Source organism: Campylobacter blaseri (assembly GCF_013201895.1).
Classification (GTDB): Bacteria; Campylobacterota; Campylobacteria; order Campylobacterales; family Campylobacteraceae; genus Campylobacter_B; species Campylobacter_B blaseri.
This window is the reverse complement of sequence record NZ_CP053841.1, coordinates 865,702-889,166: the sequence shown is the minus strand read 5'-3', so window position 1 is coordinate 889,166 and position 23,465 is coordinate 865,702. Positions and strand designations below refer to the sequence as shown.

The window sequence follows — 23,465 nt, the reverse complement described above, 5'->3', positions numbered from 1 at the left end:
TATAAGCTTAGAGTGAAACAATTTATCCCAAATGGAAAAAATCTTTGATTTTAGGCTCCATTTGTGGATAACTCTTGTTGAACGAAAAGTTCACCTCTTATCCTTTCTTGTTATAAGCTTAGAGTGAAACAATTTATCCCAAATGGAAAAAATCTTTGATTTTAGGCTCCATTTGTGGATAACTCTTGTTGAACGAAAAGTTCACCTCTTATCCTTTCTTGTTATAAGCTTAGAGTGAAACAATTTATCCCAAATGGAAAAAATCTTTGATTTTAGGCTCCATTTGTGGATAACTCTTGTTGAACGAAAAGTTTATAACATCACCCTTACTCAATCTTTATTTTTGCCAATTGTAAGGAATTTTTTTATCATTTTATAGTTGCATTTTTTACTAAAATATTTGACGAAAATTTTTTACTCAAATATTTTTCTCAAATTTTTTACTAGAAAATAATAATTTTTTTTCCTACACTTGCAAAAAAGATTAAGGATTTAAATGCTTAAAAGCTTTGAAAAAGAGTTGCTTTACAATATTGATAGGCTTTTTACAAAAATTAAAGTAAATAGCTATTTGGGTGAATTTGAAGATTTAAAAGAATTTGAAAAATGCCTAAAGGTAACGCCTTTAATTTTAGTCGATTTTGAAAGTGAAAAGTATATTAATAGTGTTGAAAAAGAGGCAACCTATAAGTTATATTTTGTAAACGCCACATCAAATAAAAGCGAAATTTATAGACAAAAGTGCAAGTTTGAACTATATGATTTGATAGAGCAAGTTGATAAGTTCTTGTCTAACTCACTATTTAACCATGGCTTCGTAATTAATTTAGAAAACATCACAAAGATACACGAAGGTATAAGTGATTATGGTTATTTAAACATATATGCAAGAACTATTAAAACAAAACTAAAAGAATGCGATAGTGCTATAAATAGTGAGCTTACAAAAGAAGAGAGAGAATTTCTAAAATACGGTGTTGCCAAAAGTAACGGTGTGCTTTAGGTGGGTCAAAGGAGCGAAAGCTACTTGCCACAAAGACGGACTTTGTTTGGCTGCGAAGTAAAAAATAATAAAGGAGATAAATGCTTAGTTCAAATTTTAGCTTTAAATTAAAAGCTGATGAAAATACAGATAATTTAGTTGATGTAAAGCTAGCCGTTGTTGGAGAATGGAAAGGGCATCAAAATGGTGAGTTTGCATTAGATATAGCTGATATTGAAAAGATGAAAATTAATTACGAAAAAAGAGCGGTTGAGACAGTTATTGACTATGAACATCAAACTTTAACAGGCGAAATTGCCCCTGCTGCTGGTTGGATAAAAGAGCTATATATCAATGAAAAAAATGAGCTTTGGGGCAAGGTTTCCTGGACAGTTAAAGCAAAAGATTATATCAAAAACGGAGAATATAAATATCTAAGTCCTGTTTATGAGTTTGCAGGGATTGATGAAAAAAGTGGAGTTTACAGAGGTGCCACGCTTCACTCAGCAAGTCTAACAAATAAACCATTTTTAGATGAGCTAGGCGAAGTTGTGGCTAATAAAAATAATATAAAGGAGAAAAGTATGGATAAAGAGTCCAAACAAAAAGAAAATGAAGAGCTTACAGCCTTAAAGGCAAAAGTTCAAAGCCTAACAAAAGAAAATGAGGAGCTTAAAAATACCCTCGCCGAAGAAAAGGTAAATGGTGCAATTGTTGCAAACAAAATAAACAAAGAGCAAAAAGAGTGGGCTTTGGCATATTGTAAAAGTGATATGGCTGGATTTGAGAGTTTTTTAAAAACACAAAAAGTAGCTCAAAAAAATGATGCATTAAAAAACAATATTTTTGAAAACAAATCAGCCAAAGCTGATGATGAAGATATAGTTGCAATGGCATTAAAAAGTATAAACTAAAAGGAGAAAAAATGGCAAAAACATTAGATGATTTGGCAAAAAAGCCAAAAACCATATCAGAGATCATCGTTAAAGATGTTCTTTCTTATAATGCAAAAGTTGATTTAGATGGTCAAAATTTCTTAAGTGTTGGGACAATTGTTGGCTTTGATACCACAAATTTGTGTTGGAAGAAGATAACAGATGAAAATGCAGACACTTTATTAACTAAAGGTATCTTAAAAGATAACTTAACACAAAACGGCACAGCTGGCATTTTAAAAATTGGAGCTGTAAAACTAGATGGAGTTGAGGAAGATTATAAAACTAGTTTGTTTGAACAAAATATTATAGTAGTGGAGTAGAATATGAATTTAGATGAAATACTTAAAAAATTTAGCGTAGTTGCTATGACAAATATTGCAAACCAACTAAAAGCAGCACCGCATTTTGCAATGGATAAATTTTATAAAACAAAAAAAGGTGTAGTTGGTGATAGTGTTGATATTATCATTAAAAGAGGTGCTGGAGTTGTGCTTGAAAGTGTTAGTGCTAATGCTAGCCATTTAGTAACTAAAACAGATGATGCATATATCGTTACTGTTTCACTTCCTAGGTTTCCTTTGGTTGATAAAATAAATGCTAGTGATATTAACTCACTAAGAAGCTTAAACAGCGAAAAAGCCGTAACTGAGTCGCTTTCTGTTAAAATAGCTGAAATTTTAAAATCACAAAAAGATAGCATTGATACCACTTTAGAGTATATGGCAATTGGTTCACTTTTTGGCAAAATTTTAGATGGAAAAGGACAAGAACTATTCTCTTTTGTCTCAAGAAAACAAGGAGTGCAATTAAGCAAAAAAAGCTCAGGCAATGGAGCAAAAACACTAATTGAAACTCTTAATGAAGTAGATGAAAGATTAATTAGTGAGTTTGGTGTTAATCCTGGATATGAAGTTCTTTGTGGCTATGGTTTTTTAGCAAATTTAGTAAATAAAGCAAATGAAGAAGAGCTATTTAAAGCAGGAATTGCAAAATGGAGCGAAGAGGGCAACTTAAGAGTTTTAAATATCTATGGAACAGACTTTAGACCATATTCAGCAAAATATAAAAATACAAAAGGCGAAGCAAAAGACTTTATGGATACAGATAAAGCCAAAGTTATACCAAAATCAACTGAACCTTTTACACTTTATTATGGAAGAGCTAACCATGTTGACGCACTTGGTCTTGCTCCAAAGCTATACTTTTCAGCAGCTCCTGAAAAGCTGGATAAAGGGCAAGGTTACGCAATTGTGAGCGAAACAAAAGCCATTCCAATTTGTAATCGTCCTGATGCATTAATTGAGCTAAGTTTTAAATAACTATTTTAAAGCCGTTTAAAACGGCTTTAAATTTTAAAATGGTTTATGACCTTATGAAAAGATTTTAAACGATTTTAAACGGGTTTAACAGACGATTAAACAGTATTACATTAAGGGGTTAAAGTGATAGATAATGATGAGCTTTTAAAAGAGCTAAGTAAAAAAGAGTTAGAAGAGTTAAGTGATCTAAATGGAAATTTTAAAATAAATCAAGATGTAATCAACGATGCCATAAAAGATGCCACTAGCTTTATAGCCTCTTTTATAGTAATTCCAAAAAATCCAACACCACTTTTAAAGCAAATTTGCACTCTTTTAACAATTATTGAGCTAAAAAGAAAACAAAACTACCCAAAAGAAAATTATAAAGATGAACTAGAAAAGTGTGAAAGTCTTTTAATTAAAATGGCAAACGGCAAAATTCCAATAGAGCTTAAGAATGAAAGCAAGCTAATAGTAAAGCAAAGGGCTTTTAAACACAATGATTATATTATGAAAGATTGGAGCAGTGTTAATGGCTAGACTTACAAAAGAGATAGCAAAAGAGCTATATTTAAAAAATTTTAGTATTGAAAGCATTGCTGAAATTTTAAATAAAAGCATTAAAACGGTTAAAAATTATAAATCAAATGATGGCAATTGGGACGAGTTAAAGGCAAATGAACTTATAGCAAATGCCAAAAATGAAGGCAACACTATATATAACTCTTTTATAAATGAGATGTATGCGGCCATTAAAGAGATAAGAGAAGATGAAAAACTCTCATCAAAAGAAAAAGCAAATGCCCTCTCGCAAGTAGGTGATAGTTTTTCTAAGATGAAAAAAGTAGCCAACCTTGAAGATCCAAAAGCCTACAAACTAAGCATTGCAAAAGAGGTTATAAAGCTGATTGTCATTGAGTTTCAAAAAAATGGCGATAAAGAGGGTTTAAAGATTTTAGTTAATCTTTTTGAAAAAAGCGAGTTTGTAAGAGCTATTGAAAGACTTGATTAGACTTAGGTGCTAGTAGCAAATGAGACCTTTGAGATAAAGTGGTGTTAAAAGCTTTTTCGTTTAACAAGGTAGTAGTGTTATAAGCTTTTCGTTCAACAAGAGTTATCCACAAATGGAGCCTAAAATCAAAGATTTTTTCCATTGGGGATAAATTGTTTCACTCAAAGTTTATAACACAAAAGGGTAAAAGATGGTGAGCTTTTCGTTCAACAAGAGTTATCCACAAATGGAGCCTAAAATCAAAGATTTTTTCCATTGGGGATAAATTGTTTCACTCAAAGTTTATAACACAAAAGGGTAAGAGATGGTGAACTTTTCGTTCAACAAGAGTTATCCACAAATGGAGCCTAAAATCAAAGATTTTTTCCATTTGGGATAAATTGTTTTACTCAAAAGCTTTTAAAAAAAGTGATTAAAAAGAAAGGAAAAAATGCTTTTTAACAAAGAAGAGTTAAGGGAATTTTTAAATTATGAAAATCAAAAACACGGATCTAACAACGAAGCAAAGGTTTTAATTAGAGCTGAGTTTGAGCAGTGGCTTAAAACTGTAAGTGATGAACTAAAAGAGGTAATATCTTCTAACTCTTTACTTGATCCAGCCCTAAAAGATGAAAGAATTAAAAAAGCTAAGTTTGATTTTTTATATTTTGCAAAAACATATTTTCCACACTATTTCACCATAAAAGGTGAGTGCGAACTACACACTTATTTAGCCACTTTGTTTGAAGATACCCTACAAAAAGAAAATGGTAGCAAGAATGCAATAGCAGCTCCAAGAGGACACGCTAAAACGACTTATAGCTCAATTCTTTTACCCCTTTGGGCAATTTGTTTTAATAAAAGAAAATTTATAGTTGAACTAAGTGATAGCGTTGAGCTTGTTGATGGGATACTTGAAAGTATAAAAGCAGAGCTTGAAGAAAATCCAAATTTAAAAGCTGATTTTCCTTTATGCTGTGGCATTGGTAAGATGTGGAGGATTGGTGAGTTTATAACAAATAATGGCGTAAAAGTGCAATCTTTTGGAACAGGTAAAAGAGTTCGTGGTATTAGATATGGTATCTATAGACCTGATTTAGTTATAGCAGATGACCTTGAAAATGATACAAATGTTCGCAGTCGCTCACAAAGAGATAAATTAGAAGATTGGCTAGATGAAGCGGTATCAAACTTAGGTAGTTTAGAAGATAAGCTTATAATCATCTACATAGGAACTATTTTACATCAAGATTCTGTTTTAAATAGAAAAATCAAAAGTCCGTTTTGGAATTCAAAAGTTTTTAAATCTATCATCAATTATCCAAAAAGAATGGATTTATGGGAAAAATGGGAACAACTCTTTAAAAGCTATGGCGAAAAACATGCCTTGAAGTTTTATGAAGACAATGAGGCTTTAATGCTTGATGGCTCGCAGGTGCTTTGGGAGGAAGCCTTACCTCTCATTAAACTTATGAAAAAAAGAGCTGAAAACAGAAGAAGCTTTGATAAAGAACAGCAAAACACCCCATTAAGTGAAAATGCGATATTTAAACAAAGCAACTTCCACTACTACACAAATGCCCCAAAATGCGACTTTTATTATATGTATGTAGATCCAGCTGGTGGCAAGAAAAAAGGAGACTTTACTTCTATTACGGTGCTTGGGGTGCATATAGATAGCAAAAAAATTTATGTTTGTGAAAACATAAGTGAAAAACTAGCAGGTAATGACACTATAAAAAGAGTGATTAAACTTCAAGAACTATATAAATGTAGAATTGTAGCGATTGAGACAAATGGCGGACAATTTTTCCTAAAAGAATGGCTATATAATGAAGCCTTTGATAACTCCATTAAAATGCCCTTAAAAGGGGTAAATAACAGCACAAACAAAGGCATAAGAATTGGAACTCTTGAAATTCCTGTTGCAACAGGGGAGATTTTACTTCATAAAACACAAACTACCTTAATAAACCAACTACTTGACTACCCAGAAGCTGAACACGATGACGCACCCGATAGCTTAGCCGGTGCATATGATTTGTGTAAAGGTGGAAAAGATTTTAAACGAAAAAGGAGAGAGCATGGCTTTTTTAAAAAATTTATTTTTAAATAAAAAAGATAAAAACAAAGCACTTAGACTATCACCAAACGATACTTTAATAAATGCACTATTTAGCACTAGCATTAGTGCTTACAAGATAAGTGATAGCGATTTAAACTTAATTACAAGAGACTTAAGCTTTACTCAAGCAGACATTTCAAGAAAAGCTGTTACTGAAAAAAAAGAGCTTGCTATAATTTGTGATGATGAAACCATAAAAGAGAACCTGTTATCTTGCTTTTATAGCGATATTATTTCACAAATTCTTGAAACTTATCTTTATGGCATTAATGTTTTTGAAGTTAATTATAAACCAATTGATGGGCTATTTTATCCAATTTTAAGACAGAGAGATTTTAGAAATTTTGAGTTTAAAGATGATGTTTTACATTTTAACTTAAATGGTTTTTTACAAGAAATTCCCAAATTTAAAGTAATTTATGGTTTAAGTAGGGCAAATTTTTATAAGCCATACGGGGACGCTTTGCTTGAAAAGCTATATTTTCCTGTAAAATTAAAAAATGCAAGTTTAAAATTTTGGATTGAATTTATAGAAAAATTTGGATCTCCGTGGGCTATTGCAAAAAGTAGCTTTGATGCTGAAACCTTAGCAAAAGAGGTATTTGCAATGCTAAGTGGTGATGTTGCAGTAATTGACCAAGATGAAAGCATTGAGCTAACCCAGCCAAATAAAGATAGCTCTCATGATAAATTAATTAACTATTGTGATAATCAAATAAGCAAAGTAATACTTGGTGCAAATTTAACAAGCAGTGTTAAAGAGGGAAGCTTTGCAGCTGCAAACATACATAATCAAATAAGAGAAGACATTGCACTAAGTGATGCTAATATTTTAATTTATGTAGTTAACCGAGCAATTAAGTTTTTTAAAGAGGTAAATGGGCTTAATATAGATATAGAAGCTAAATTATTTGATAAGAATAAACCAAATATTGAGTTAAGCGAGAGAGATTTAAAGCTATATAATATGGGTTTTATTCCAACAAAAGAGTATATAGAAGAGACTTATAACTATGAAATTGATGAGCAAAAAAGCAAAATCATAGAAAATAAAGGGCATTTAAATAGCAATTATTTAGCCTTTAAAGAGAGTTTAAAACCAAAATATCTTGATATGGTTGATAAGGCTATGGATGATGAGTTTTTAAATAAAGAGCTTATAAATGCAAGTAGTAGTTTAGATAAAAAACTAGATGAAATTTTAAATAAATCTGCAACCTATGAAGAGGCTTTTAAAGAGTTTATGTCTTTATATCAAGATAACTATACTTTAAATGAGCTTGAAGATAGTATGTTTAAAGCAATTGCAAACTCACAAATGCACGGATTAAGCGATGATATATAACTCTTTTTTTAGCAAAACTAGTGACACTTATAAATACATAAAAGAAAAAAAGCCCCAGCTGCACTTTGATTATGATGAGATAATGCATGAAACTCATAACAGGGTATTTACAATAGCTAAGATGAGTGATATTGATTTACTAAATGATGTTAAAACCTCACTTGAAAATGCTTACAAAAATGGCGTAAATTTTGAAGATTGGAAAAAACAAATCACACCAACTTTAAAGAAAAAAGGCTGGTTTGGTAAAACAAAAGTTGTAAAAAGAGAAACAGGCGAAAAAAAAGAGATATATGTAGGCTCTCGTAGACTTAAAACTATCTATAATACAAATATGAGAACAATCTATGCTAAAAGTAGATATACAGGGCAAATGCTAAGCAGTGCAACTCATTTTAGATACACAGCAGTTATGGACAATCTAACAAGAGCAAAGCATAGAGGTATGCATAATCTAGTCTTGCCAAAAACGGATCCTTTTTGGGATACAAATTATCCACCAAATGGGTGGAATTGTAGATGTCAAGTGGAGGCTATAACTTTAAGTGAAGCTAAAAGAAGAGGTTTAAAGGTAAGAGAAAATAGCAATGGTATAAATGGTATAGCAGATATTGACTTTGCTTACAATCCAGGAAAAACAGATAAATTAGATGAAATTTTAGCCAAGAAAAAAGATAGATTTAAGCTAAATACAAAGCTAACTAGTAAAGAAGTAAATGCTATCTTAAAAGACTTAGGAAATTTCACAAAACAAAGAGATTTGTATGTTTGGAAAAAAGGACTTAATGATATGGTTGATGAAGTTATAGTAAAAAACAACCAAAAAACACCACTTAATGTAGTTCAAGTTGGGCTTTTATCTAAATTTATAAGTGAGACAGCAAGTAAGCTACTAAACAAAGAGGTTAAAAGTGGTGGAATGATACTAACCAAAAAAGAACTCTCACACGCTAGACCACAAAGAAAAGAGGCATATAACCATGCTTTTAGAGTTGAAGAGATGAAGGAAATAGTAGATGTTTTAAATGATGAAAATAGAGCATATGTGGATTTAAGAGATAAACATAAAAATATAGTATTTATTTTTGAAGATAAAAAAGATAAAACAAAGCTAAATTTAATACCGATTGAAATAAGCAAATTTCATAAAAAGTTTAAGATGAAAAACTATGTTATTACATTAGATAAAGCCGATAAAGAAGATATAGAAAAAGTAATAAAGAAAAAAGATATTATAAAGATTAAATAGCTAACGGTGGGAGTTGCACCCACAACACTCATGTGGCTTTTTACAGCTTATGAAATCCTACTATTTAGATTGATCGTTAGCCATTTACCCATATTATACCAAATAACACATAATTTGTCAAAAGGAGCTAAGATGTCTATAAAAGTAAAAGGACTTAAAGAGGTTCAAGACAAACTACATAAATTAAGCCATTTAGGTGGAGACATTGAACCATTTTTAGCAGATACTGGTGAAATTTTAAGAAATGAAATAGAGGATAGTTTTGAAAAACAAAGTTCACCATTTGGTAAAAAGTGGAAAGCTCTAAAAGATAGCACTAAAAAGTATAAAGCTAAAAAAGGCTATAGTTCAAATGTATTAAGAAAAAGCGGAGATTTAGCTGATAAATGGGAGATAAAAACAACTAATACAAGTGTTAGAGTTTTTAATGTCTCAAAAAGCAAAGGCTATGTTTATGGTTTAGTTCATCAATTTGGCACAAACAAAGCTGGTCGTGGCAAAAACACAACCATACCAGCAAGACCATTTTTACCAATTAGTAAAAAAGGATTTTTAAAAAAAGAGTTAAAAGATGAGATAAAAAAAGACTGCATTAACTATATAAAAGATATTTTAGCCTAGTCATCCTGAGCCTTTTACCCAGTCATCCTGAGCGAAGCGAAGGATCTCATCAAGATTGTAAACAAACATTGCTAACAAGGGGAGATTCTAAGGCTAAAGCCTCAGAATGACGGAATGGACAAACTCCAAATAACAAAGGCTAATTAGTCCTTTAAAAGTTCCTCTAATTCTTCTACCATAGAAGAAAAGCCATCACCTAAAAAAAGTAACCCGCTGACGATTCTATCATTGTCACCATCTTTTGCATATATAGCCATACTATAAAGCAAAGCTGTAGCGCCATCTAAAAAGTCCTTAGTCTCTTCTAGCTTTACCATTTTATCAAAATCCACACTCATAACTCACCTCCAAACAAATCATAACTTCTAACCACACCACTATATCTTAAATGTCTTGCTATAGTCCAAGAACTTCTGCTAAGCTTCCTTGCTATTTGTGCATAGTTTAAACCCTGTTTATAAAGGTTAATGGCTTTGTTTAACTCATCTTTGCTAAATTTAACACCTTTTCCTTTTACCTTTAAATCCTCAAATGTTTTTAATCTCTTACTCTCAACCTTTTCAAGTAAAAGTGAGTTTGTAAGCTCTAAGTTTTTATAGTATTTTGTCTTAAACTCATTTGCTTCGTTTTTATAACCCTCAAGCTTTTTGTTTACCTCTGCTAAGCTGTTAATTAAATTATCAAGATGCGGTCGCTCTTTTCTTAGCATACTCTCCATCATATTAAAAGCTTTGATAAACTCTATCTTCCACCTATAAGCTCTCTCTCCTGTAAAACCCATAACTAAAAGCGAAAAGCCATCACGGGTAAGTTGATAGCAAGGTCTAAATTCACCCTTTTGGTCTTGATATTTAACCAACGGAAAATTCCGCTCGTTAAAATCATCCTTTGGTAATTCACGAATTTGTGCTAAAATATCACTATGTCGTTTATTAAATACATTGGCGACATCTAATGAAGTGGTGTAGGTTTGCTCGCCCACCACTTCAAAACTTACCTGCTGATTGTTTATCACAAAGCTACTCATTTTTTACTCCTTTTATTAGTTTTATATATCCAAACACAAGTTAGTATAAAAACCAAACTCATTACAATATCTAATACCATTTTAAATCCTTTATGCTATAATTTCATAGGAGTATCAGCTAAAATTTATTAGCCCCCTTGCGGGGTGGGGTTTAAATAACCCCAAAAAGTCTTAAAATCCAGTAAAGGATTTGTAAAACTAATGCTAATACTTGCAAGAACTTTAGCATTTGATACTCCTTGTTTTTATTTCAAAAGTAATCTTTAATTACCTTTGATACAAGAATTATACAATATTAATTAATATTTGTCAAGATTTTAGTTAAAATAAATGAGGCTTTTTATAGTTTGTAGTAAGTTATAATGACTTATTTAAAAGAATGGTTATTTAAGCCACTCTCTTAAATTTTCTTTAATTTTATTTGCTTTGTTTAATTCTGTTTCAAGCTCTAAAATGCGTTTATACATTTTAATAGCATATTGCATTGTTTCGCTAATATTCCCAGTTGAAGCTGAATTTTTAATAGCACCTTCTCCATATCCAATTGCATCTGCTAACTGCTTATAAGTTAAGCCAAGTTCTTTACAAGTTTGTTTTATTAAATTTTCTTTTTCCATTTTATCCCTTATTCTACGCTTAGTATAACTACTTCTTTTATCTTGTTATACTCTTTAACAACTCTTAATTTTAGGCTTACTTCTCTTTCTTCTATACTAGCTTTAGCAAGTGCCATTCTAGCTCTTACATCTATGATATCTGCATTAGCCCACTGATTTTTATTGTCTAATATAATTTTGAATTTCTTTCTTCCGTCGTTTGTTTTTTCATAACCAAGTATGCTAAAAGCTCCCTCTTTGTCTTCTGTTTGTGTTGTGTCTTCTATCTCTTTAAAGTCATAGTTTTTTAAATCATTTTTTGTTAAAGAATTGCCACCATTAGAAAAACTAACACTTTCATCATCTTTTAGTGTTTTTAGTGTTGTAGATTTAGGGGCGTTACACGCATTTTGTAATTCTTTATTTTTTGCTAGGTCTGCTATGATTTTTGCATTTTCATTTTGAGTTTTTATCTTTTGGATATTTTCATCGTGTGTTAAAAATTGACTATAAGAATACACACTGCCTACAATTGCACTAATTACAATAATGGCTATAAGTTTATCTTTACTTTCCATATTTTTTACCTAACAAACTACCTACGGCATTTATCTCATCAACTTGTATTTTTAGATACTTTAAAAGAGTTAAGGCTTCATCATCTATAAGAACATTTCCACTAAAAAGTCTTTTTTTAAGTAGGCTTATTTTTTTATCAATTTCTTTTAGAATTAATAAATTTTCTTTTTCCATTTTAGTCCTTTATTATATCTACACCGTAGCTATATAAACTATTTACAACTAATTTTAAAAGTTCATTATTTGCACTTTTAACACCACTTTTTAGGTATTCGCCTATATTTTTACCTTGCTCATCTATACTTTTTGGCACTTTTTTAAGTAGCCTTAAGCCCTTAAAGGTAAGACAAACATCATAAAAGTTAGCACTTCCGTTTTGTTTAGCGTCTATTAGTTCATTTTTAAGCAGCCATTTAATAGTGGAGCTAAAAAATATAGCTTCATCGTTTTTTTCTTTATTTGAGGTCGCAGTTTCGCTTGATAAAAAAGCTTCAACTTCATCTTTTATACCAAACTCATCTGAGTTAAGCATAACAGGCACAGGAAAATTTGCATAAAGCTTGGCTAAAACTCTACCTGTTAAAATGTCAAATTTTTCTATGTTATTTTCACTCATTTTATCCCTTTTTTGTTATATTATTTTAGCAAAATTTAGCTTTAAATATGCTTTATAAAGCTCCTATTTATGGGGCTTTACTATCCTATACACGCTAGCATTTGTTAGCTCATATTTTCTAGCAATTTTTTTAACTGCCAAAGTCTTTTTAAACCCACTTGCAACAAGCTCTTCATACTCTTTTAAAATATCTTCATCTCTTAAGCTGTTTTTGTAACTAGGAATGTATATATTTGATCCGCCATATTCTTTTAAGACAGCTTTTTTATCGGCTTTTTTACAAAATTTTAAAAACTCATTAAATATATCTTCACTAGTTATATACATTGCCTTCCTTTAGGGATTTTCTTTTTTTATTTTACCATTAAAATACTCTTTTTGCATTTTTTTTAAAGCAATTATAACCTTACTTGCCTCTTTTTTGCTAAGGCTTGAGATATTTATCATTAAATATCCTGTTATTCTCTCACAAAAAAGCCCAAGTGCTAGTTTTGTTTTGTTTCTAGCTATCGTGTTCCAAATACCAACAATTGTATCGAGCTGTTTTTGAGTAGCTTTTTGCTCTTCATTTTTAGCTTTTTGCTTTGGAATTTTACCCTTTTTATAAGGCTTATAGCCCATATCTTCAAGCATAACTCTAAGCTCATCAATGCTTAGTTTTGTTAAGCTATCTTTGTTAAATTTAGCTTGCATGTACATATATCTTGCATCATCATCTATAAAAAAATCTTTTTTAAGTGTATGAACTAGTTTTATATAGTGTTTTTTAAGTTCATTTTGTTTTGGTGTCATAATAGCTCTTTTATAGCTAAAATTTGATCTTCAAGCTCTTCTGCTAACTCTATATCATCAAGCCTATCTAAAATCTCTGCCATTTTAGCTAACTCATGCTCTATAAGCTCTATATTTTCATGCATTTCATTAATCAACTCTTCCATACCCAGCCCCTTACATAAAGTCTTAAATCCTCTTCTTGATAAAGCACTCTTTTACCTGCTTGAAGAGCCAAAGCATGTTCTATTTTTGCACCTGTGCTTTTTTTCCAACCTTTTAAAAAATAAACCGTATCAGCAATGTTAAGCATTGGTATACATATCCTCATATACTCCTCTTGGCTAAGCCCTTTTGGTAAAATAGCTGGGTTTAAAACCACATAACCCTTGTTTAAAAGATACCTTTGCGCTAGTGCAAATTCCTCTTTAAAATGTGGATTGTTTGATATAGCACCTGCTATATAAATTCTATCGTTCATCTTTACCTCTTTTTTTAATAGCCTCTCTAATATCCTCAAAAATAGCCCTTAATTCTGGATTTTTAAATCTATTTTCAAAAGTACCTTTAGCTTTTTCTTCATACTGGTTTAGCCACTGCTTCTCGTCTCTTGGCAACTTCCAGTCGCAAACTGATTTAACTTGTCTAAAAAGCAGTCCTATACTTTTTAAATAAACTAAATTATCACTATAATACGCCCTCATTTTCCTTAAAAAATACTCTTTATTGTTGTCGAATTCCTCTTTTGCGGCCATATTTTCAAAGCCTATAATCAAAACTTCATCTCTTACCCTAATAGCCCGTATCCACTGCCCACACATACTATCTTTTAAGGCAAATGTTACGAGCTTGCAAGCTTCTTTATGAATAGTTCTTGGCTTGCTCAAAACAGATACTCGCTTCCACTAAAAATCACAAGAAACATTAAAGCAAGTATTAACATACTTTCCATTTTTTCTCCTTTTTTATTGTTTTATAAACTTTTTAGTGAAACAATTTATCCCAAATGAACGAAATTAAAAATTTCGGCTTCATTTGTGGATAACTCTTGTTGAACTAAAAAACTTATAATTTAAACCCCATTTAAATAGACTTTAAAGGGCATTTAAGCCCTTATTTTTATAAATTTTACCCTTTCTTTATGTTCACCTTTTTTGCCCACATTAAAGCTTTCAACTGGTCTGTGATAACCCATAACTCTTGTATAAACTATACATCTTGTTCTTTTGCTTTGATTTTTTGTTAAAATCTCATCTTTTGTCATTTTACTAACTCTAAACTCTCTATTTTTGGAACTATGCGAAAATTATCTTTTATAATTCTTTTAAGTCCAAGTTTTGCCAAATCTTTATCATCAAGCTCAGCCAAAGCCTCTTTGTTTGGTTTTTCTTCGTATGTTATGCACTCTTTACCAAGTCCATACGCTTTTATAGCATTTAAAAGTGATACAACTTTTGTTTTTACTCTTGGAATTGATACACTTTTTGATACTCTATAGCCTATCTCTCCAAAGGTAAACTCTTTGCTTCTTTTATCAGCAAATTCGTGTTTGTTATCTTCACAAAAAAGAGTTATTTGTTGCTCTAAAAATTTCTTTTCATTATCAAGCCTTTCTATCTCATTTTTCCTTAACTCTTTTATGCGGTTACACTCAAGAGTTACCTCACCATTGATTTTTTCAATGCCAACACTAAGCTCACATATCTTTTTTAATGCTAAATCTATATCGCTAAAACTCTCTATCTTTGCCATTTTTTCTCCTTTTTCTCTTTTGGTTAAAAACTTTTAAACAAAACAATTCATCCCATCTTTTGTTATAAACTTAGAGTGAAACAATTTATCCCAAATGAACGAAATTTTTAATTTCGGCTTCATTTGTGGATAACTCTTGTTGAACGAAAAGCTTATAACATCGCCTTATCATCACTCAAACAGACTAAATTTAAGCTCAGTAATTCCAAGCTCTCTAGCCCACACCCGCTCTTGCGCCATACCTTTGCTACTTTTAGCCCATTTGCAGTTATGATAGTAGTAGTAACTACACATACTAAGTAGCTCATAACACATATCCATTACTTTTTCTCGCTCCATTTCGCTATATATGTCCATCCAAGCAAGAACTGGACTTATTGGCTCATATCCATTAAGCCTAACTTGTCTGCATGCTTCTAGGGCAAGTTGCTTTGCATAGTAATTTCTGTCTCTATCTCTACAATCAATTGAAGCATATGGAGTGCTTACAAATACTAATTTTGAAACTCTACTCATTTTCTTACCTTTCTTCTATTAGCCCTTATTTTTAAACTTTTTGCTCTTTTTCCTTTTGTTGTATGGAATAAAGTATGTTTAAACTTACGAGTTCTTGTTTGCACATTTTCTTGCAACCCACAAAATTCTCCAACACTTAAAAAAACTGCTGCAAGTAGTCCAGCCAACAATGTTGTTTTTTCATCTCTCTCCTTTCTTAAAACTTATTCAAGCCATCTTTTTAAAAATGGCTTTGATAAACTTTAATTGCTTTTTAAATTTAGTAGTTCAGGATTTTCGTAAATATTTCCAACAACACTGCTACTAATTGCATAATCTGCTAAATTTAGACTAACATCATCTTCAATTGCCTTAAATTCTCCATCATAAAAATCTACTTTTGCAAGATATCCATCATCTGTTTTTAAAATATCACCTTCATAAATTTCTACACCATTTGCGTCTTTTACTCCCGTATATTCCATAAGTTCAACATTTTTAAATTTCCATTCAGAATAAAACTCAATTTTTCCTAATACTCCATCCGCAATACCACCCACTGTTACTATTTTTAATTTAAAATCTATATTTGCAACAGGTAAAATCTCTCCTGTTATCTTGTTTAATACTTTAAATTTAATCTCTCTCATCTCTAACCCCTTACAAAATCCACAATTTTGCAACTATCTTTTAAGACTATATACTCACCCACAACAGCATAAAAAGCCTTTGAATAAAAGCCATTTGCACCATTTATTAAGCTTCGTTCTCTAATCCCACTAACACCACTTTTTTTAAATCTCACGCAAAACCCCATATCCGCCATTTTTCTTTTAAAATCATAAATTTCGCTAAATTTTCTCATCTCAAAACTCCTTGTATATAACCATCATCTAGCCACGCTAGCAACTCTTGCAACCCCTCTCTTAACTCTTTGTTTTTAGCTAAGATAGCTTGCATTTTCCTAAGCGCAACAAACTCTATCTCTATAACTTTATTTACACTTAAATTCAACTCTCTTGCTATCTCGTTATAACTCATCTCAGACCCCTTACAACAACATCTTAGTTGCTTCTTTTATACACTCATCATTTATTTCACACTCATTTAAAACCGCTATTCTAAGAGCTCTCTTAAGTAGCTTTTCTGTTTTTCTAAAGTTACCTCTAGTTAAAGACTTAACAAGATCCACATCGTTTTTATCAACTACTCCGAAATGTTTGCAAACTTCTACTAAATCTTTATCACCTTTAGCATTCACAAGCCCTTCTAAGTTCCATTTTGAGCCGATTCTTGAACTTAATTGTTCATATTCAAGATTATTTTTCTTGCCACCTGTTAAGTTCATTAAAAGCTTTTTAGTCCCAACTAAAACAACAGGAGACCCCGAAAAGTCATACATTCTTCTGATGCCCTCTAATGCCCTATAGGGCAAATGTTCAGCCTCATCTATGATTATCATCTTTTGAACCTTTTTAAGCTCATTTGCAACAGCTCTTATTGTCTCATCTATGCTTTTACTAGCTCCTACATTAAATTTATCGCTTAGTATTTTAAAAAGCACCCTAGCACTTGTGCTTATAGTTGCCTCTATCAATACAACCTCAGGATGATTACTTGCATACTCTTTTACAGCTCGGCTTTTACCAGTTCCAGCCTCTCCTATAACAACACCCATATCTCTATCTTGTGCTACCCAGCTAATAACAGCATTTATAGCTTTAGCATCTTTTGTAGCTATGAAAGGCAACTCATCTTGACTTATTTCTTTTCTAGGTGTATAATTGTCAAGATATTTTTTTGCAAGTGCTTCAACTTTGTCGCTATATTTGAAGCTCTTGCCTTCTTTCATATATCCTGCTAGATAACTTGGATTTATGTCAATATTTTTGGCAAATACATTGCGACTAATTCCATTTTTAGAGATAAACTCATCAATTTGTTTTCTTAAATCTTCCATCTTTTTCCTTTCTTTAATGATTTATTAAAAAGCTTTTATAAACTCTTTAATAAGCCATTAATTAAACAGCTTTCATCTCTTCTATTAGCTCATCAACAGGTTTAATTTTTGACTTTTTAATTTTTGGTGCTTCATATTTTTCATAATCAAACGAAGCTTTTTTAATTTTTGCCACCTCTTCTTGTTTTTTTATCTTTTCAAACACAGCACTTGTGCTATTAGTATTTATAAGCTCTCTTGGTTCTTTTTTCAATGCTTCCATATGAGCCTTTTTAGTCTCAGCCAAATCATAGTCAATATTAAGCTTACTAAACTCACTAAGTTTTGCATTTTTGATAGCTCGTCTTAGCTCTCTTAAGTTTTTGTTAAATCTCTTAGTTATAGTGCTAAAGTCTTCAGCATTTAATGCTCTTATTTCGCTATCAACTGCTTTACATATAAAATCGCCATCCATACTAAAAACAAAAGCCTCGCTCACATTATCGATATTAACGCTAACTCTTACTTCTTCACCATATGGGAGCTCATTTGATGAGTATCTAATACCATCAATCACAATGCCTTTTTTAGTAACTTTTCTAAGTCCTTTACTACCTGCATATAAAATAAAATTTTCATAACTTATATGTTTAAGCGGTGTATTATCACCATTCCACTTTGTAATTGGTGCTATTTTTCCTCTCTTAATGGCTGTCATATCCCACTCATAAACTGCAACTTCAAAGATTTTTTTCATCTCTTCATAGGTTAAAAGTAGCTCTTGATGAGTTTTTATGGTATGCCCAAACTCATCTTTTGCATGTCTTTCTTTTTTAGGTGTTTGATGTTCTATGTTTTCACGCATTGCAACATTTCTGCCTATGTATCCAGGTAAATTTGCCATCTTGCTTTGTTGAATTGTTCTAAAATGCCTCTCAACAAAGCCTTTATCTCTTCCTTGGTAAGCTCGTGAGCTTATATAACTAACCCCAATCCCTTCAAGCAGTCTTTGGAACTCTTCACTAACATAGTCTCGTCCGTTGTCGCCCTTTATTGCCTCAGGTAGTCCAAGCTCACTAATTGCTCTATAAAGTAGCCTTGTTAGTGCTAAAGCATTTGAGCTTTCAGCCAATGTTGCAACACATCTACCAGAGTATATATCTATAATTGAGAGGATATTAGGTCTTAAATGCTGCCCACCTTCGCCATTTCTCACAATCAAATCAAGTGGTGAGCTATCTATTTGCCAACACTCATTCCGTCTTGTGATTAATATGCCTTGATTTCCATGAGCAGGCTCTAAGGAGCCTACAGTTCTATCAAAGCCTTTAGTCACTAACATATACTCAACTTGTCTATTTTTATAGTAATTGTCTATAAATCTAGTAATAACCCCAATATCAAACAAGGGCTTAACCTTGCCTTGTAAAAACTCAAATTTAGAAAAATCTCCACTTTTTTTGCTATATTCTATATGCAAATCTTTCCAAATTTGAGTTATGTTTAAAATACCAGCCCCATAAGCTCTAAATTTATTTATAATGAACTCTTCCATCCATCTCTCAAGCTTATAACTACCTTTTTTCTTGCCTCTTTTGTCTATTAATCCCCTTATCCCTTTTTCTTTATAAGCTTTTTGCCATCTAAAAAGGTTTGATCTGCTGATTTTTTCAAGCTCACAAAACTTATCACATGGCACTTTGCTTTTTTTAGCTATTTCAAATCTTTGAAGTAGTTCTGCTTTTTCTCTTGCTTCTTTTATCTCTTCATCGCTTGAATTTAAATAAACATCGCCTAACCTGCCACCCAAAGTCTCATCACTACAATTACCCAGCCCTTTATCATTGCAAGCTTTTAGACCCTTATAACTCCAAGACTTTATCTGACAAATTTCACTAAATTTAAGCTCTTTTAACTCTTTATTCTCATAAATATAAACACTAACATCGCTTTTTATTTTTCCACTATCTATAGCTTTTTTAACTCGCTCTTCGCTAACTTCAAAAAGCAGTTTAACTCCACCGCGAGCTCTAACCCCAGCATCTTCAATTTTTAAAAATGGATATTTGGTTGAATTTCGTTGTGCTGCACTTTGTAATGTTCTTTGGGTTACACTAAATATTAAAGAAGCTTCACTTGTTCTGAGATAATACATCACTTAGTTCTTTTAAGCTCTTCTTCGCTTTCGATATAATTATGTTTAATCAATACATCAATTATTCTTTTACTACTTCCATAACCACGAACAACAACATTATATGTGTTGCGATTAATATTATTTTTTTCTAAAAAGAATTTTAAAGAACCATAATCTTTTTTGATTTTTTTAGTTAAATCTGTAAGCATCTTTTTCCTTTTATCTCTTTTTATAAAATATTTTTGTATTATTACAACAAGCATTATTTATAAAAAAATAAACTATAAATGTATTATAGTGGGATTTTTCCACAAAGTCAATAAAATATAGTGGGATTTTTCTTAAAAAAGGTTTAATTTATGAAAAAAATAGGCTCTGGTGAGAGATTAAAAGAGTTACGAAAATATTTAAAAATAAATTCACAAGAAGCATTTGCTATTCACTTAAATACCGATAGGTCTAAAATAGCAGACATTGAAGCTGGACGAACAAAAAATATACCCATAGATTTAGTTATTCAGATAGTGGATAAATTCCACATAAATGGCTGGTGGCTACTTACAGGAATAGGATCAATGGTTGAAAAAGATATAAATGCTAATAATTACGAGATAGAAGTTTTAGACCTTAAAGCTGGTGCCGGAAAAGGACTAATGCCATTTGAGGTAAGTGTTATAGGCAAATATATACTAGATAAAGTTTTTTTTAAAACACCGCAAGATGAGAGTAAAATTAAAATAATACAAGTAGAAGGTGATAGCATGGAGCCAACCATTCAAGACGGAGCACATGTTATAATAGATATATCAAAGAAAGAAGAGATAGATGGTATTTATGCAATACTATTAGATGATAATGTAATTATAAAAAGACTTCAATTTAACCTAGACAGAACGATAACAATAATTAGTGATAATCCAAAATATGAACCTAAAATTTACGACCAAAAAGATTCGCAAATATTTTTTAAAATCATAGGTAGAAAGGTTTTAGTAATTCAAAAATAACGAATAAAAAATGTTCGTTAATCCGTTTAAGTTTAAAATTAAGTTATCATACTATTTTTAATATAAATTTTACATATTCGTTAATCCATAATAACCATTTTAGCGATACTTTAAAGATATTAACGAATATTAAGAATTGATTAACGAACATTTTAAGCAAATTTTGTTCGTTAATCAATAAATTTCATTAAAATTTTACTTTATTTTTTTGCAAACCTTAAGCATAGAATCGCCTATATATTCGCTTTATTTTTATTTTAAATGGTTACTATTCGGGATTGTTTAAACACCGATTAAAAGGCATTTAAAGGCTATTATTTTAAGCTATTTTAGGACATACGGGATAAAATTATTAGTTTTGGGATTTTTTGCTAAACTTAAACCTTGCATTTAAAGTGAGACTACTAAACTACAAAATACCTATATTTAGGCACTTGCTGAAAAAATTCGCTCTTTTTTATCAGTCTCATTTTAAATACCCCATCACAAATTTACAAATTTTAAATACAATACTATTTTACATAAAGGGTCTGATTTGCTTGAGAATTTTGTTAATTTTTTTATACATTTAGTTGATACTTGGGGATATTTTGGCATATTTGCTATGATGTTTTTGGAAAGCTCTTTTTTTCCTTTTCCAAGCGAAGTTGCCATGATACCAGCTGGATACTTAGCATTTTTAGGTAAAATGAACATATATTTAGCATTTTTATCAGGTGCTTTAGGCTCACTTTTAGGAGCTATTTTTAACTACTATTTATGTTTCTTTTTTGGTAGAAAAATAATTGATAAATATGGCAAATTTGTAGGAATTACAGAAGATAAAATGCAAAAATTTGAAACTTTTTTCAAAAAACATGGCGAAATTTCAACCTTTAATTGCCGTCTAATTCCAGGCATTAGACAATACATTAGCCTTCCAGCTGGACTTGCAAAGATGAATGTATTTAAATTTAGCCTCTACACTACTTTGGGTGCTGGAATATGGGTAGCAATTCTGCTTGCTTTAGGTTATTTTTTAGGGCAAAATGAAGAGTTGATAAAAGAGGAGCTTCATACAATTACGATTATCTGCCTTGTCTTTGTAGCTGTTAGTTTTGGAATATATTTTTACTATCAAAAAAGGAAAAAAGATAAGATATAAGGCTTTTGATAGCCTTATTCTTTAGGATAAAATTAATTTAGGTTTGGATTAAAAAACATTAGAGTTTTAAATAATAATTCAACTACCTTAAAACATCTATATTGCTATTCAAATTCAAACTTTTTTATCCTAACTAGTCCATTTAAAACACCAAGTGTAACTACTGCATCTTTGCTTTGTAGCTGTTTTTCTAGTTTTAATGCATCTTTTTGTGGTAAAAAGTATTTTTCTATTCCAAATTTAATATTTAAAACACTATCTTGGTAAGTAACCCTGCCTGTTATAAAAACTTCATCTTTAGGTTTTTTGTGCGTAACTTTTTTGCCTTTATAAAGGTCTTTTTCTTTTTCTAAAATAAGATAAACTTTTTTTCCTCTTTTAAATTCCTCTTCTGTTTGAATTTGATTTAGTCCTTCATATCTTAAATATACATAATTTCCTAAAAAAATATCTCTAGGATCAAATCCGCTAGCCTTTACCTTAATTTCTTCTCCAAAATATAAAGGAGCATAGGCAAAAGCCACAAATGAAAACAGGATGGAAATCTGAAAAATAATACCAAATAATATAAACTTTCTCATGCTCATACCCTTTTAATTTTTTTGAAAATTTTAACGAAGATTAACATCAAAGAGGCACATATAAAGAAAAATATAGAAGTTGTTACATAATCTTGCGATATTAAACTAAAATAGTGGATAAAGATAAATATTAAAATAGAAGATATTCCTAGGCGGTATAAGCCTAAATTATCTTCCATTATCCCTTTGTAGACTATAAAGCAGTAAAAGATAAATAGTAAAAAGTTTATAGCTACAAATACCCAAAACAGATATCCAAAATTTGCCACTTTTAAGGCAAATATTAATAATAAAAATATAGCTGTATAGATAAAATATCTTTTTTCTTTAACTAAAAATGTCAATGATAAAACTAAAAACACTAAAATATAAAAAAGAGTATTAAGATCTAAAAAACCAAGAGTTATCTTCTCGTAAAAATCCTCAGATATAAGTAAAAAAGAGAATAGATAAAAAATCTTAACCATCATAGAATTTGAGATATTTAGATATAAATTTGCTCTATTTTTTAGTATCAAATTAACAAATAAAAATAAAATATAAGTAGTAAAAATCATATATAAAAGAAAATATTCATCATAAAAAATATAGTTTTCATTTATTGTAAAATAGTATAGAGTATATGGTAAAAACCATATTATATTTAATAAAAATACCCTAAAAAGGTATCCATTCTCACCATATCTATAAAATATAAAAGCGCTCGTAATTAAAAATAACCAAAAAGCATATGGATAAGAGCTATCAATCTCCAGCAAACACCAAAGGGTTGCAAGTAGCATTGATTGTAAATTTACCCATTTGTTGCTTAAAAAAATAGCTATCAAAAAAGAACCAATAGCCCATAAAAATACCCCATTTGGCATATGCGTTCCAAGATGGTAAATTTGTGCTATTAAAATTATACTTGCACCAAATACCAAATTCCCCAAGAAAAATAAATTTGAACTATTGTATTTTTTTAGGCGTATATAAGCACCTATTTGAATGGCAAAAGTTGCAAATATAAGGGAGGTCACTCTAATAAAGGGTGGGATATTGTTCCAATTATTTCCTATTAATATAATTAGTGAAACACCAATCAAAAGACAGCCTAAAATTGAAAAAATATTAAAATTTCTCTCATCTTCCTTATAAGATAACCCATACCTATCTAGTATGCTAATAGCTTGCTCTTTTGAGATAATCTCTTCATCAAGCCATTTTTTAATCTCTTTTTGTAAAAATATTTTTTCTATCATAACAGCCTTTTTAGATATAAAAATAATT

At 30.6% G+C, this 23,465-nt stretch carries 35 protein-coding genes; 12 read left to right on the top strand and 23 right to left on the bottom strand.

Annotated features, from left to right (window positions below):
* Positions 1-496: 496 nt before the first annotated feature.
* The 10 genes from CBLAS_RS09405 to CBLAS_RS04615 all read left to right on the top strand — a co-directional run bounded on the left by CBLAS_RS09405 (position 497) and on the right by CBLAS_RS04615 (position 9,552).
* A complete protein-coding gene (locus CBLAS_RS09405; protein WP_162296623.1) occupies positions 497-1,003 on the top strand; it encodes a hypothetical protein in 507 nt (168 codons plus the stop codon).
* A gap of 80 nt (positions 1,004-1,083) precedes the next feature.
* Entirely contained in the window at positions 1,084-1,896 is an 813-nt protein-coding gene (locus tag CBLAS_RS04655) for a phage protease (protein WP_106872545.1), read from the top strand.
* 11 nt (positions 1,897-1,907) lie between these two features.
* A complete protein-coding gene (locus CBLAS_RS04650) occupies positions 1,908-2,240 on the top strand; it encodes a hypothetical protein (RefSeq protein ID WP_106872543.1) in 333 nt (110 codons plus the stop codon).
* Positions 2,241-2,243: 3 nt separating this feature from the next.
* Positions 2,244-3,239: a major capsid protein gene (locus CBLAS_RS04645; RefSeq protein ID WP_106872541.1), complete on the top strand. Its 996-nt coding sequence runs from the start codon at positions 2,244-2,246 to the stop codon at positions 3,237-3,239.
* Between the two features lie 123 nt (positions 3,240-3,362).
* Positions 3,363-3,761, top strand: a complete 399-nt coding sequence (locus CBLAS_RS04640; RefSeq protein ID WP_106872539.1) for a phage protein Gp36 family protein — start codon at positions 3,363-3,365, stop codon at positions 3,759-3,761.
* Complete coding sequence (locus CBLAS_RS04635) at positions 3,754-4,233, top strand: DUF1804 family protein (protein ID WP_106872537.1); 480 nt, start codon at positions 3,754-3,756, stop codon at positions 4,231-4,233. The genes CBLAS_RS04640 and CBLAS_RS04635 overlap by 8 nt, the downstream gene beginning before the upstream one ends.
* Before the next feature lie 430 nt (positions 4,234-4,663).
* Positions 4,664-6,328 (top strand): phage terminase large subunit, encoded by a 1,665-nt coding sequence (terL, locus tag CBLAS_RS04630; protein WP_106872535.1) that lies wholly within the window; start codon positions 4,664-4,666, stop codon positions 6,326-6,328.
* Positions 6,297-7,682: a phage portal protein family protein gene (locus CBLAS_RS04625; protein WP_106872533.1), complete on the top strand. Its 1,386-nt coding sequence runs from the start codon at positions 6,297-6,299 to the stop codon at positions 7,680-7,682. The genes terL and CBLAS_RS04625 overlap by 32 nt, the downstream gene beginning before the upstream one ends.
* On the top strand, positions 7,672-8,931 hold the full coding sequence (locus CBLAS_RS04620) for a phage head morphogenesis protein (RefSeq protein WP_172658182.1): 1,260 nt from the start codon (positions 7,672-7,674) through the stop codon (positions 8,929-8,931). The genes CBLAS_RS04625 and CBLAS_RS04620 overlap by 11 nt, the downstream gene beginning before the upstream one ends.
* Before the next feature lie 132 nt (positions 8,932-9,063).
* A complete protein-coding gene (locus tag CBLAS_RS04615) occupies positions 9,064-9,552 on the top strand; it encodes a phage virion morphogenesis protein (RefSeq protein ID WP_106872954.1) in 489 nt (162 codons plus the stop codon).
* A 143-nt stretch (positions 9,553-9,695) separates the two neighbouring features.
* Here the strand turns inward: CBLAS_RS04615 and CBLAS_RS04610 are convergent, their stop codons facing one another.
* The 21 genes from CBLAS_RS04610 to CBLAS_RS04510 all read right to left on the bottom strand — a co-directional run bounded on the left by CBLAS_RS04610 (position 9,696) and on the right by CBLAS_RS04510 (position 19,673).
* Positions 9,696-9,890, bottom strand: a complete 195-nt coding sequence (locus CBLAS_RS04610) for a hypothetical protein (protein ID WP_106872952.1) — start codon at positions 9,888-9,890, stop codon at positions 9,696-9,698.
* Complete coding sequence (locus tag CBLAS_RS04605) at positions 9,887-10,579, bottom strand: Rha family transcriptional regulator (protein WP_106870616.1); 693 nt, start codon at positions 10,577-10,579, stop codon at positions 9,887-9,889. Before CBLAS_RS04605 ends, CBLAS_RS04610 begins: the two co-directional genes overlap by 4 nt.
* A 383-nt stretch (positions 10,580-10,962) precedes the next feature.
* On the bottom strand, positions 10,963-11,196 hold the full coding sequence (locus CBLAS_RS04600) for a transcriptional regulator (RefSeq protein ID WP_106870614.1): 234 nt from the start codon (positions 11,194-11,196) through the stop codon (positions 10,963-10,965).
* Positions 11,197-11,204: 8 nt separating this feature from the next.
* Complete coding sequence (locus tag CBLAS_RS04595; RefSeq protein WP_106870612.1) at positions 11,205-11,753, bottom strand: hypothetical protein; 549 nt, start codon at positions 11,751-11,753, stop codon at positions 11,205-11,207.
* A complete protein-coding gene (locus CBLAS_RS04590) occupies positions 11,743-11,928 on the bottom strand; it encodes a hypothetical protein (RefSeq protein WP_106870610.1) in 186 nt (61 codons plus the stop codon). The genes CBLAS_RS04595 and CBLAS_RS04590 overlap by 11 nt, the downstream gene beginning before the upstream one ends.
* A 1-nt stretch (position 11,929) precedes the next feature.
* On the bottom strand, positions 11,930-12,370 hold the full coding sequence (locus CBLAS_RS04585; protein WP_106870608.1) for a hypothetical protein: 441 nt from the start codon (positions 12,368-12,370) through the stop codon (positions 11,930-11,932).
* Between the two features lie 63 nt (positions 12,371-12,433).
* A complete protein-coding gene (locus CBLAS_RS04580; RefSeq protein WP_106870606.1) occupies positions 12,434-12,697 on the bottom strand; it encodes a Mor transcription activator family protein in 264 nt (87 codons plus the stop codon).
* 9 nt (positions 12,698-12,706) lie between these two features.
* Positions 12,707-13,162 (bottom strand): phage protein GemA/Gp16 family protein, encoded by a 456-nt coding sequence (locus tag CBLAS_RS04575; protein ID WP_106870604.1) that lies wholly within the window; start codon positions 13,160-13,162, stop codon positions 12,707-12,709.
* On the bottom strand, positions 13,159-13,308 hold the full coding sequence (locus tag CBLAS_RS04570; protein ID WP_157940014.1) for a hypothetical protein: 150 nt from the start codon (positions 13,306-13,308) through the stop codon (positions 13,159-13,161). The genes CBLAS_RS04575 and CBLAS_RS04570 overlap by 4 nt, the downstream gene beginning before the upstream one ends.
* Complete coding sequence (locus CBLAS_RS04565; RefSeq protein ID WP_106870602.1) at positions 13,296-13,622, bottom strand: DUF4406 domain-containing protein; 327 nt, start codon at positions 13,620-13,622, stop codon at positions 13,296-13,298. Before CBLAS_RS04565 ends, CBLAS_RS04570 begins: the two co-directional genes overlap by 13 nt.
* Positions 13,612-14,028 carry a hypothetical protein gene (locus CBLAS_RS04560; RefSeq protein ID WP_133169610.1) on the bottom strand — a complete coding sequence of 139 codons (417 nt, stop codon included), beginning with the start codon at positions 14,026-14,028 and terminating at the stop codon, positions 13,612-13,614. Before CBLAS_RS04560 ends, CBLAS_RS04565 begins: the two co-directional genes overlap by 11 nt.
* A gap of 218 nt (positions 14,029-14,246) precedes the next feature.
* A complete protein-coding gene (nrdD, locus tag CBLAS_RS04555; RefSeq protein WP_106870598.1) occupies positions 14,247-14,405 on the bottom strand; it encodes an anaerobic ribonucleoside-triphosphate reductase in 159 nt (52 codons plus the stop codon).
* Entirely contained in the window at positions 14,402-14,893 is a 492-nt protein-coding gene (locus CBLAS_RS04550) for a host-nuclease inhibitor Gam family protein (RefSeq protein WP_106870596.1), read from the bottom strand. Before CBLAS_RS04550 ends, nrdD begins: the two co-directional genes overlap by 4 nt.
* A gap of 171 nt (positions 14,894-15,064) precedes the next feature.
* Positions 15,065-15,409, bottom strand: a complete 345-nt coding sequence (locus CBLAS_RS04545) for a DUF7768 domain-containing protein (protein WP_106870594.1) — start codon at positions 15,407-15,409, stop codon at positions 15,065-15,067.
* Positions 15,406-15,576, bottom strand: a complete 171-nt coding sequence (locus tag CBLAS_RS04540; RefSeq protein ID WP_157940013.1) for a hypothetical protein — start codon at positions 15,574-15,576, stop codon at positions 15,406-15,408. The genes CBLAS_RS04545 and CBLAS_RS04540 overlap by 4 nt, the downstream gene beginning before the upstream one ends.
* 75 nt (positions 15,577-15,651) lie before the next feature.
* A complete protein-coding gene (locus CBLAS_RS04535) occupies positions 15,652-16,038 on the bottom strand; it encodes a YopX family protein (protein ID WP_106870592.1) in 387 nt (128 codons plus the stop codon).
* Positions 16,039-16,040: 2 nt separating this feature from the next.
* Positions 16,041-16,253 (bottom strand): hypothetical protein, encoded by a 213-nt coding sequence (locus tag CBLAS_RS04530; RefSeq protein ID WP_106870590.1) that lies wholly within the window; start codon positions 16,251-16,253, stop codon positions 16,041-16,043.
* Positions 16,250-16,429 carry a hypothetical protein gene (locus CBLAS_RS04525; RefSeq protein ID WP_106870588.1) on the bottom strand — a complete coding sequence of 60 codons (180 nt, stop codon included), beginning with the start codon at positions 16,427-16,429 and terminating at the stop codon, positions 16,250-16,252. Before CBLAS_RS04525 ends, CBLAS_RS04530 begins: the two co-directional genes overlap by 4 nt.
* A 10-nt stretch (positions 16,430-16,439) precedes the next feature.
* Positions 16,440-17,348: an AAA family ATPase gene (locus CBLAS_RS04520; RefSeq protein WP_106870586.1), complete on the bottom strand. Its 909-nt coding sequence runs from the start codon at positions 17,346-17,348 to the stop codon at positions 16,440-16,442.
* 61 nt (positions 17,349-17,409) lie between these two features.
* Positions 17,410-19,482: a DDE-type integrase/transposase/recombinase gene (locus tag CBLAS_RS04515; protein WP_106870584.1), complete on the bottom strand. Its 2,073-nt coding sequence runs from the start codon at positions 19,480-19,482 to the stop codon at positions 17,410-17,412.
* Entirely contained in the window at positions 19,482-19,673 is a 192-nt protein-coding gene (locus tag CBLAS_RS04510; RefSeq protein ID WP_106870582.1) for a hypothetical protein, read from the bottom strand. The genes CBLAS_RS04515 and CBLAS_RS04510 overlap by 1 nt, the downstream gene beginning before the upstream one ends.
* Positions 19,674-19,823: 150 nt before the next feature.
* Between CBLAS_RS04510 and CBLAS_RS04505 the strand changes: the two genes are divergently transcribed.
* Positions 19,824-20,471, top strand: coding sequence for an XRE family transcriptional regulator (locus CBLAS_RS04505; RefSeq protein ID WP_106870580.1), 648 nt, complete (start codon positions 19,824-19,826; stop codon positions 20,469-20,471).
* Positions 20,472-21,006: 535 nt separating this feature from the next.
* Entirely contained in the window at positions 21,007-21,615 is a 609-nt protein-coding gene (locus CBLAS_RS04500; protein WP_172658181.1) for a DedA family protein, read from the top strand.
* A 104-nt stretch (positions 21,616-21,719) separates the two neighbouring features.
* Here the strand turns inward: CBLAS_RS04500 and CBLAS_RS04495 are convergent, their stop codons facing one another.
* Both CBLAS_RS04495 and CBLAS_RS04490 read right to left on the bottom strand, forming a co-directional pair.
* Complete coding sequence (locus CBLAS_RS04495) at positions 21,720-22,196, bottom strand: GDYXXLXY domain-containing protein (protein ID WP_157940012.1); 477 nt, start codon at positions 22,194-22,196, stop codon at positions 21,720-21,722.
* 2 nt (positions 22,197-22,198) lie between these two features.
* The gene (locus CBLAS_RS04490; RefSeq protein ID WP_106870576.1) at positions 22,199-23,437 is read right to left on the bottom strand and encodes a DUF2157 domain-containing protein; all 1,239 of its coding nucleotides are present in this window, start codon (positions 23,435-23,437) and stop codon (positions 22,199-22,201) included.
* Positions 23,438-23,465 lie beyond the last annotated feature (28 nt).